Source organism: Candidatus Egerieousia sp. (genome assembly GCF_056211015.1).
The window spans coordinates 17,216-27,974 of record NZ_JBAELF010000092.1; the positions used below are offsets into that span (position 1 = coordinate 17,216).

The 10,759-nt window shown below is 49.4% G+C and carries 7 protein-coding genes; all 7 read left to right on the forward strand.

Annotation, left to right across the window (positions count from 1 at the left end; translation table 11 throughout):
• The first annotated feature begins 19 nt into the window (after positions 1 to 19).
• The gene (locus tag AC06L3_RS06795; protein WP_475669865.1) at positions 20 to 3,187 is read left to right on the forward strand and encodes an efflux RND transporter permease subunit; all 3,168 of its coding nucleotides are present in this window, start codon (positions 20 to 22) and stop codon (positions 3,185 to 3,187) included.
• On the forward strand, positions 3,184 to 4,578 hold the full coding sequence (locus AC06L3_RS06800) for a TolC family protein (protein WP_475669866.1): 1,395 nt from the start codon (positions 3,184 to 3,186) through the stop codon (positions 4,576 to 4,578). The genes AC06L3_RS06795 and AC06L3_RS06800 overlap by 4 nt, the downstream gene beginning before the upstream one ends.
• The gene (locus AC06L3_RS06805) at positions 4,578 to 4,844 is read left to right on the forward strand and encodes a hypothetical protein (RefSeq protein WP_475669867.1); all 267 of its coding nucleotides are present in this window, start codon (positions 4,578 to 4,580) and stop codon (positions 4,842 to 4,844) included. The genes AC06L3_RS06800 and AC06L3_RS06805 overlap by 1 nt, the downstream gene beginning before the upstream one ends.
• 382 nt (positions 4,845 to 5,226) lie before the next feature.
• Complete coding sequence (locus AC06L3_RS06810; protein WP_475669868.1) at positions 5,227 to 5,751, forward strand: UpxY family transcription antiterminator; 525 nt, start codon at positions 5,227 to 5,229, stop codon at positions 5,749 to 5,751.
• Positions 5,752 to 5,863: 112 nt separating this feature from the next.
• Positions 5,864 to 7,135 carry a nucleotide sugar dehydrogenase gene (locus tag AC06L3_RS06815; protein WP_475669869.1) on the forward strand — a complete coding sequence of 424 codons (1,272 nt, stop codon included), beginning with the start codon at positions 5,864 to 5,866 and terminating at the stop codon, positions 7,133 to 7,135.
• Between the two features lie 96 nt (positions 7,136 to 7,231).
• Positions 7,232 to 9,148 (forward strand): polysaccharide biosynthesis protein, encoded by a 1,917-nt coding sequence (locus AC06L3_RS06820; RefSeq protein ID WP_475669870.1) that lies wholly within the window; start codon positions 7,232 to 7,234, stop codon positions 9,146 to 9,148.
• A gap of 57 nt (positions 9,149 to 9,205) precedes the next feature.
• A partial coding sequence (locus tag AC06L3_RS06825) for an SLBB domain-containing protein (RefSeq protein ID WP_475669871.1) occupies positions 9,206 to 10,759 on the forward strand: 1,554 nt, incomplete at its 3' end.

Sequence of the window (10,759 nt, forward strand, 5' to 3'; positions counted from 1 at the left end):
GTTAAAATAGAGAAAGATTATGGATATTAGTTCATTCATAAAGAAACCGGTGCTCTCCATAGTGCTCAGCATCCTTGTTATGATAGCCGGAGTGCTCGGATACTTCACACTGCCTGTTGAGCAGTATCCCGATATCGCTCCTCCAACCGTGAACGTTTCCACCAACTATTACGGTGCAAACGCCCAGACACTTATCAAAGCCGTTGTTTCACCTCTGGAAGAGGCCATCAACGGTGTTGAGAACATGCTTTACATGCAGTCCTCGGCGTTCAATAACGGTCAGGTTTCCATCAATGTGGTGTTCAAGCAGGGGACAGACCCCGATATGGCGGCTGTCCTTGTGCAGAATCGTGTTGCTACAGCTCTTGCGCAGCTGCCTAACGAAGTCAAGACATACGGAGTTACAACTGCAAAGCAGCAGAACTCCATGCTTCATATTTTCGGAGTCACTTCAATGGACGACAAGTTCGATCAGGAGTGGCTTGGAAACTTTGTGAACATAAACATCAAGCCTCAGATTCTGAGAATCGCCGGTGTCGGAAAGGTTGAGATGCTCGGAACCGTGTACTCAATGAGAGTATGGATGGATCCTTTGAAGATGAAGCAGTACGGCCTTGTTCCTCAGGATGTGATAGCTGCCATCAATTCCCAGAACCTTGAATCAGGAACAGGTACAATTGGCGAGGGCTCCGCAGAGGCATTCCAGTACACAATGACTTATACCGGACGTCTTGCATCGATAGAGGAGTTCGAGGAAATCATTGTCCGTGCCAGCAAGGAATTCGGACTTCTCAAGCTCAAGGATGTTGCAACGGTTGAACTGGGCATAGAGAGCTATGCTTTCGATGGCAGGCAGGACGCTCACCCGAGCGTGATGACAATCGTTTATCAGGCTCCTGGCTCCAATGCGCGAATGGTGAACGAACAGATAGAATCCCTGTTCAAGGATCTGGAAAGATCGGAGCTTCCTCCAGGAGTTGAAATCACCAGCCTCTTCAATACCAACGAATTCCTCAACGCCTCAATACACGAAGTGTACAAGACCCTCTTCGAGGCCATATTCCTTGTAATCCTCATAGTGCTCATCTTCCTTCAAGACATCAGGAGCACCTTCATACCTTTTGTGGGAATAATAGTTTCCCTCATAGGCACTTTCGCATTCATGCTGATTGCAGGATTCTCGCTCAACCTAATCACGCTCTTTGCACTTGTACTTGTGATAGGAACCGTGGTGGATGACTCCATTGTGGTGGTTGAGGCGGTTCACGCCAAGTTCGATGCAGGCTATACCTCTCCGCTCAAGGCCACCAGGGATGCAATGAAGGAAATAACTACAGCCGTCATAACCTCTTCACTGGTGTTTATGGCTGTGTTCATTCCTGTATCCTTCATGAGCGGAACAAGCGGTGAGTTCTATAGGGAGTTCGGTCTTACAATGGCTGTTGCGGTAGGTATTTCTGCATTCAATGCGCTTACAACCATACCTGCACTCTGCGCCATGATGCTCAAACGCAAGGACAGCACAGGTAATTCGCTGAAAGCACGCTATATAAGATGGTTCGATTCCAAGTTCGAGAAAATGGAGGGCAAGTACGAAAACGGAATCAGAAAATTCCTCAGGCTGCCTGTTGCAACCTGGGTTATCATCATAGCTTCAAGCTTGGTTCTGGGATATCTTATGGTGAACATGAAGAAGGGCCTTGTGCCTGAAGAGGACCAGGGAATTGTAATGGTTGAAATATCCACAGCACCGGGTTCTTCACTCGCTACAACCAGCAACGTGCTTGATCAGGTGGTATCCGCCATTGACTCAATACCTGAAATAGAGCACATATCTTCAACCGCAGGTTACGGCTTTGTTGCAGGAGCAACCTCTTCAGCAGGTATTGCGGTAATCAAGCTTAAACCTTGGGAGGAAAGGACAAGCTGGAAACAGGGCTACCAGATGGTAATGTACAAGATTTATCTTGCAACGCTGCATATAGACGACGCCGTTATGGTAATGCCGTTCTCACTCCCTATGATTCCTGGTTATGGTACCAGCAACGCCATTGACCTTCAGGTTCAGGACAGAATGGGCGGTGACCTTACCGAACATTTCAATGCAATGAACGAGTTCGTTGCCAGACTTAACGAATGTCCTGAAATTGCCGGCGGAGCAATGACAGCATACAACCTTAACTTCCCTCAGTGGAGGGTGGAGGTTGACGTTCCGGCCTGCATGAGCGCCGGAACAACACCAGCGGAGGTGCTGAGCGTGCTCTCAACATATTTCGGAGGTGCGTACATTTCGGACATCAACCTGTACAACAAGATTTTCAAGGTGATGGTACAGGCGGATCCAAATCAAAGGGCCGATGAGAATTCGCTTTCGAACATGTTCATCAGACTGCCTGAGGGCAAGATGGCGCCTCTCTCCAATTTCGTGAACATCACCAGAATTTACGGTTGCGAGGCAATGAGACGTTTCAATCTGTTCAATGCTATCAATGTAAGTGTGACTCCTGCTGCAGGACACAGTTCAGGCGAGGCTATAAACGCAATCAAAAGAACTGCCGATGAAGTTCTTCCTAGCCAGTACGGAGTTGATTTTGCAGGAATGGCGCGTGAGCAGAGCGGCAAGGACCAGCTGCTTATGATTCTCGGACTTTGCGTGTTTATCATATATCTGCTTCTTGCAGCGCTTTATGAGAGCTTCATAATACCGTTCTCAATATTGCTCACGGTGCCTGTAGGACTCATGGCATCATATCTTGCTTCATATCTGCTCGGACTTGAGAACAACATTTACCTGCAGACCGGTGTCATAATGCTCATAGGACTCATTTCAAAGACCGGTATCCTCATCACCGAGTTCGCAGTTCAGAAACACGAGTCCGGAATGAGCATAGTTGACTCTGCAATCGCAGCTGCCGCAGCCCGTCTGCGTCCTATCCTCATGACAGCGGGAACAATGGTGTTCGGTCTGCTTCCACTTGTTGTTGCAACCGGCGTAGGAGCCAACGGAAGCCGTGCGCTCGGACTTGGTTCCGTTGTAGGTATGACCTTTGGAGTTGTAGGACTGCTCCTCTTTGTGCCGGTGCTTTACATCTTCTTCCAGAACCTTCAGGACAGGTTCTCCGCTCGCAGAGAATCTTCTTCCACCGGCGATGGTGATGAAAATAATTTATTGGAGGAAACGAAATGAAAAAACTGATATATACAGCCTTTTTGGCACTCACGCTTGCTTCCTGCGGAATATGGGGCAAGTATGATTCGGAAACAAAAGTGCCGGAAAATGCCTTTGGTCAGGAAGCTGCACAATATATGGACGGCAGCAACATGGCCGATTCCGTGAACGTTTCATTGGGAGTTTTCTCCTGGAGAACAGTCTTCACCGATGCAAAACTTCAGAAACTCATTGAAACTGCGCTGGCAAACAACAGGGATCTGCTCGTGGCTCACGAGAATGTAGTACAGTCCGAGGCCGCATTGAAAAGTGCACGGCTTGCGTATCTGCCAAGCCTTGTGCTTGGCTCTGCAAGCACGCCTTCGGTAACCTGGACCTCAGGCGGAAAGTGGGATTACAACACAAACCTGTACGCTACCTGGCAATTGGATTTCTTCGGACAGATTTCCAACCGCAAGTGGGCGGCAAAGGCAACCAGGCAGCAGATGGAGGATATGGAGCAGGCCTGCAGGGCTTCGCTCATAGCGCAGGTGGCAAACTGCTACTACGCACTTCTCATGCTGGATGCTCAGCTGGATGTTGTTAACCAGTCAAAGGAGAACTGGTCAAAGACCGTTGAGCTTGTATATTATCTCAAGGAGGCCGGAATAACAACTGAAGCCGGTGCGGCGCAGCTCCAGGCCAATTACTATGATATCTGCACCCAGGTCAGGAATCTTGAATCGGAACGGAACAAGTTGCGTAATCAGCTTTGTGTGCTTGTTGGTTCGTTTCCTGAAGACATAGAGCGCGGATCACTTGGCGAGCAGATTGTTCCTGAATCATTCAGCGTTGGTCTCCCTGCAAGCACCTTGCTTTCAAGACCTGATGTAAAGGCGGCAGAACGCGGACTCGAGGCTGCGTACTATAATCTGCATGCTTCAAGGAGCGATTTCTTCCCTAATATAATTCTTGGAGGCACAGCCGGCTGGAAAAACGAGAAGGAAGGAGTCTTTGATTCTCCGTCAAAGTTCATCACTGCGGCGGCAGGTGCACTTGTTGCAAGTCTGTTCAATGCCGGAAAGCAGAGAGCAGCCAACGAAATTGCCTCAAGCAAGCAGACTCAGGCAAGGCTTATGCTGGAGCAGACAATGCTCAATGCCGGCAGTGAGGTGAATTCGCTGATTGTTGATTTCCAGAACCAGCAGGAGAACATCAAGAACTTCGAAAAGGAGATTGAGTCACTTTCGCGTGCACGCGAGAGCACGGATTATCTCATGAAATACGGTACAACCACCTATCTTGAGGTGCTTACTGCGCAGAACACTCTGCTGGCGGCTCAGGTGAATCAGATTGCCAACAAGGCCGGTCTGCTTCAGACAGTTACAAAGTTGTATCAGGCTCTCGGTGGCGGCGGCAGTCAGGAATAATGGCATCGCTGCTCAGCAGTGTGATTCAGTTCGGTTCCGGCAAACTCATCGGCGCTTACTACGATGGGAAATCCGGCGCCGCCTGCAGCAACAGGATAACCGCCGGCCAGGCACTCGGGCAGAAGAATACCGTTTTCGGCATCTGGATGGGCTATACCTTCCTGAACCCGGTCACCTCTCTTGCCGGAGGATTCTACTCCATCTGGCACAATGTGTATAACACAATGCAACTGCGCAGAATATCAAAACATAAGCTTGAGAGATAGAGTGAATATATGAGCAGGCTTTCAATCTGTAAAGGGAGCAGTGTATTTTCTATTTGTTTTTCTCACAAAATCATAGTATCTTTGTAAAATAGCAATTTGGATGTACTAAATACGGAAATTTGCTGGGGTTATCAGTAGAGCCTGTGGATTCGCGGGCTTCTGAGGCGCGGGAAGATGGAAATGCTTATTCCGCCAACTCTTTTTTTCTGAATCGCCACGGTTTTTTTGCGTTCCGAGGCGTTTTGGGGAGAGTTATGTACATATCTGAAACTAGAGTTTTTGCTTCAAAATCCGCTGCTGGTGCGGAAGGTGTATGCAAAATGAGTAAACCTTCCGCAGTGAAGCTGGTAGCAGAGTCAGAATTACTCATAGGCAAACAATTATGTCAGACTTGGTTGAACATTGGTATGCGTTCAGAATATTCAGGAACGGAAAGAAGTTCTTCATGGATACCATCTGCAACGATGGCAAGCGTTATTTCATACCAATGCGGATAACCAGAACAATCGACCTGAATTACAAGGAGGAAGTTAAGAAGGAAGTGCTTTTCCAGAACCTGGTTTTCGTTAGGGCCGGGCAGCCGTATATTGAGAAGCTTGTTACAAACATGAGAAGTCTGGCAGGCGTATACAGAGATCCAAGCACTAAGGAGATAGCCCGGATACCTGATGCTGAAATGGATACCTTCATTTTTGTGCTGACCAAAGGTTGCGAGCATCTGGACATATATGAAGGGGAACTCAGGAAGAACGACAGGGTAAGAGTCACGGAAGGCATATTCAAAGGAGCGGAAGGTTATATAGTGAGAATTAAGGGTGACAGACGTTTTGTGGTGAGCGTGAACGGGGTGGCGGCAGTGGCCACGGCTTACATCCCGCAATCGATGCTTGAGAAGATCAACGGTTAGGAAACTTCGGCATTCTTACAGAACAGCTTGCGTAGGTCTGTAAGTGGCCAAGATTAACGGGAAGGAAGAGTACAAGGATACAGATAAGATTAAAGCTGGTTTCAACGAATATATGAACGAAATAAGAATAGCGGTTATAGGCCTTGGATATGTTGGCCTTCCGCTTGCAAGATTGTTCTCAACAAAGTTCAGGACCGTAGGCATTGACATGAACCGGACACGCGTGAACACCCTTATGCAGGGACACGATTCAACGCTTGAGGTAAGTGACGAACTGCTGCAGGACGCTATCGGCAACCACGGCTTCAAATGCACAAGCCGGATAGAGGACATAAAGGACAGCAATTTCTATATTGTTGCCGTACCAACACCTGTTGACGCAAACAATTATCCGGACCTGAGGCCTCTCCTGAGCGCAAGCGAAACAGTTGGCAAGGTAATAGACAAAGGCGATATAGTTGTTTATGAATCAACGGTATATCCAGGCGTGACGGAGGAGGAGTGTTTGCCTGTTGTTGAAAGAGTCTCCGGCCTCAAGTTCAACCAGGACTTCTTTGCCGGCTACTCACCTGAGAGAATCAATCCGGGCGACAAGGAGCACACGGTGGAGAAGATACGCAAGGTGACCTCAGGCTCAACACCTGAAATAGCAGAGATAGTTGACAGAGTTTACAACACCGTGCTTGTGAACGGCACACACAAGGCCCCTTCAATCAAGGTGGCCGAGGCCAGCAAGATAATTGAAAACAGCCAGCGCGACGTGAACATAGCCTTTATGAACGAGCTCGCAAAGATTTTCAATGCAATGGGCATAGACACCAACGATGTAATCGAAGCCGCATCCAGCAAATGGAATTTCATTAAGCTTAAACCGGGACTGGTAGGCGGCCACTGCATAAGCGTTGACCCTTACTACCTCATACAGAAGGCACAGGTCTATGGCGTTCTTCCGCGAATAATGTTTGCCGCACGCCAGCTCAACAACGGTATGGGCTCATATGTTGCAGATCAGACCATAAAGTGCATGAACAAAAAGGGCGTGATGGTAAAGGATGCAAGAATCCTCATACTGGGCATCACCTTCAAGGAGAACTGCCCCGATATACGCAACACCAAGATAGTTGACATCTACCACACACTGCAGGAATATACCGCCAGCATCACCGTTTATGACCCTTGGGCAAATCCGGAGAAGGTAAGGCAGGAATATGGCATTGACATAATCACCCAACTTGGCGATGGCAATGAATACGATGCCGCCATCCTTGGCGTTGCCCACAAGGAATTCCTCTCGCTGGACCTGAGGAAGCTTGTCCGCCGGGGCGGAGTCATCTATGATGTAAAGGGCGTCCTCCAAAGGGAGATAGTTGATGGAAGATTATAGCAGAAAAATATCCCAATTCAGTACAAAAAGAATCAGCTCCCCTTTAACTTGTTGAGAATCAATAAGTTTACGGGGGGGGGGTAAAATAATCCCCAAATGAAGAGTATAACAAAGTATGTTTCGGAGTATCTGAGCGCAAAGGTGATATTTGCGCTGGATATGTTGACCGCCGTGGCCTCGGCTGTAATAACGTTGCTCGTTCTGAACTTTCTGGCAAATTCTCCTGCTTACCGCTTTACATTTGCCCTATGGTGGATTGGAGGGGCGTCGGTCATCTCGGCACTTATGATGCTGTTGTTCAAGACTTACAATATCATAGTGCGTCACGCCACCCTCAGTGATATCCGCCGCTATTCGTGGGCGATATTCTTTGCAAACATCCTGCTTGGAGCGCTCGTTGCTCTCACCTGTACCTTCAACAACTCCGTATTCATAGCCATCCTTGCCAATTTCCTCCTCACTCTGGTAATGGCCCTTGCTTTGCGCCTTCTGATGGTTGACATTTACCGCTATTACCGCTCCAAGGTGAACGACATCACCCACAAGCGTAGAATACTCGTCTATGGCACCTCCTACAAGGCCGTTGCTGCAATCTCACGCTTCAGCAGTTCCAGTCACTACCGTCTTATGGGGTTCATTACGCCCGAAGCCAACGAGGGCAACCTCAAACTTGCCGGCTATCCTGTACTCAGATGCCAGAGCGAATCCGAATTCAAGAAGATTGCCGAGAATTTCTCACTCCACGCCATACTGTTTACCACCGATGAAGAGGTGAAGAAAGAAGAGCAGGGACTCGTCAGATATTGCACTGCCAATAACGTGAGGACCCTCATCACCCCTTCCGTTGATGAAGTCATAGGCGGCAAGGTGATGAAAGGCGGCATCCGTCAGGTAAAGATAGAAGACATTCTTGGCCGTCCCGAAATCAGAATCTCAATGGACGAGATCAAACGGAATTTCAGCGGCAAGGTCATAATGGTCACGGGTGCTGCAGGCAGCATAGGCTCCGAACTCTGCCGCCAGCTGGCCACCTTCGGTATCAAACGCCTTGTCCTATACGACAATGCCGAGACTCCTATGCACAACCTTCGTCTCGAACTCGAGGCCCGATTCCCGCAGCTCGACTTCGTTCCGGTAATAGGAAGCGTCCGCCACAAGGACCGTTTGGACTATGCTTTCCGCAACTTCCTTCCTCAGGTAATCTTTCACGCAGCTGCATACAAGCACGTTCCTCTTATGGAGGAGAACCCTTGCGAAGCCGTATTCGCCAACGTCCATGGCTCACGAATGGTAGCCGACAAATGCGTGCAGTACGGTGTTGAGATGATGGTGATGATATCCACCGACAAGGCTGTGAATCCTACAAACATAATGGGTTGCAGCAAGCGTCTTGCAGAAATCTATGTCCAGAGCCTCGGCCTTGCGCTCGCAAAAGGTGAAGTTCAGGGAAAGACAAAGTTCGTTACCACCCGTTTCGGCAACGTGCTCGGCTCCAACGGCTCCGTTATTCCACGTTTCCGCGAGCAGATAGAGAATGGAGGTCCTGTTACCGTTACCCATCCTGACATCACTCGCTTCTTCATGACCATCCCCGAGGCCTGCCGCCTGGTGATGGAAGCCGCAACTATGAGCACCGGCAACCAGATATTCGTCTTTGATATGGGAGAATCCGTGAAGATTGCCGATCTTGCAAAGCGTATGATAGAACTTGCCGGATTGAAGGTTGGTGAGGATATTCAGATAGAATACACCGGTTTGCGTCCGGGTGAGAAGCTATACGAAGAGGTTCTGGCCAAGTCCGAGAACACCGAACCTACCTCCCACAACCGCATTCGTGTTGCCAAGGTGAGGGAGTATAGCTATCAGGAGGTACTCGCCGCTGTGGAAGAACTCACCAGATACTCCAAGGCTGTGAATATTCCTGATATGGTGAAGCTGATGAAGAGAATCGTTCCTGAGTTCAAGAGCAAGAACAGCAAGTTTACGGAATACGATGAAGTTCCGGCAGACTGATGCAGGCCGGAATGGCAGGAAAAATGAGAATAACAAGAATAAAATAAAACAACAGACATGAACAAGAAGAGAATCATCAAACTGATCCCAATTGTGGTGGCGGCATTACTTTCCGTGTGCGCATCGGCTCAGAGCGCATCGGAACTTGCGGCCGCCAAGTCAATGGCTCGCGCTTACGGTTATACCGACAGCGAAATCAATGCAGTACTCAACCATAATATCACGAATGGCGGGACAACTGCATCAGCGGCTCCGTCACCTGCACCCGCAGCGACCTCCGCACTGGCTCCAGCAACGGCATTTAACGCTCCTGTGAAAGAAGTCACTGCCATTGGAAACACCAAAAAACCGGTTGTGGACAGACACGATGATATCTACGGCCATTCATACCTCACTTCTTCAGGCCTGAGCATTATCCCGAGCTACAATGCTCCTGTCCCTGCGGCATACGTACTCGGTCCCGGTGATGAGCTGGTAATTGATATCTGGGGTGCAACTGTATCGCATGTTGCCGCCACTATAGGCAATGACGGAAGCATCTCCGTTACCGACCTAGGACCGGTATATCTTTCCGGTATTACGCTAAGTAAGGCGGAGGAATTTCTCCGGGAGCAGCTCGGACGCATCTACTCCGGACTATCCGGCAGCAATCCCGACACTTTCTTGCGGCTCTCCATTGGTAAAATCAAGGGTGTTTCCATCAACGTGTCAGGTGAAGTTGTTACGCCAGGACTCTATTCTGTGCCGTCGCTTGCCACTATCCCGTCTGTCATTTATATGGCAGGCGGAGTGAAGGACAACGGTTCCGTGCGAAAGATGACTCTCTACCGCCACGGACGCAAGATTGCCGATTTTGACCTGTATGATTTCCTGTTCAAGGGTAAATTCAATGAGAACCTCCGCCTTCAGGACGGGGATGTCATAAACGTTGCCGCATATAACAGCGTTGTCTCGGTTGCCGGCGCTGTCAAACGTCCGATGCGTTATGAGATTGTTGATGGCGAGACAATCAAGGACCTCATCTCCTATGCCGACGGTTTCACACTTCAAGCCCAGAAGAGTGCTGTCAATGTCTACAGACGCAGCATTTCGGGCAATACCAGTATAGACGTGCCCGAGTCTGAGTTCGTTTCGTTCAAACTACAGGACGGAGACAAAGTAAGCGTGCGCAACTACAAAGCCGTGGACCAGAACACCGTATCCATTTTCGGCCCTGTCAAGTATCCTGGTGCATACGCCTTAGGTAATGGCATCACCGATCTGGCATCGCTTGTCAAGGCAGCCGGGGGACTCGTTGATGGCGCATACACAGGGAAGGGGCAGGTCAGCCGCAAGGATGCGAACCGTCAGCCGGAGTTCTTCACCTTCGACCTTGCTCAGGTGCTGGACGGAACCAGGAAGATCATTCTTCAACGCGAAGATATCATTACCCTGTATAGCCACGAAGACATGAACGGCGACCGCTTTGTCACCATTGACGGAGCGGTGCAGACTCCTGGCGTGTATTATTTCAGCGACACTCTCACGATAGCACGTCTCATCAGGGGTGCCGGCGGCTTGAATGAAGATGCCTACATCGCAAGCGGCCAGATCAGCCGTGAAGGTTCGGAC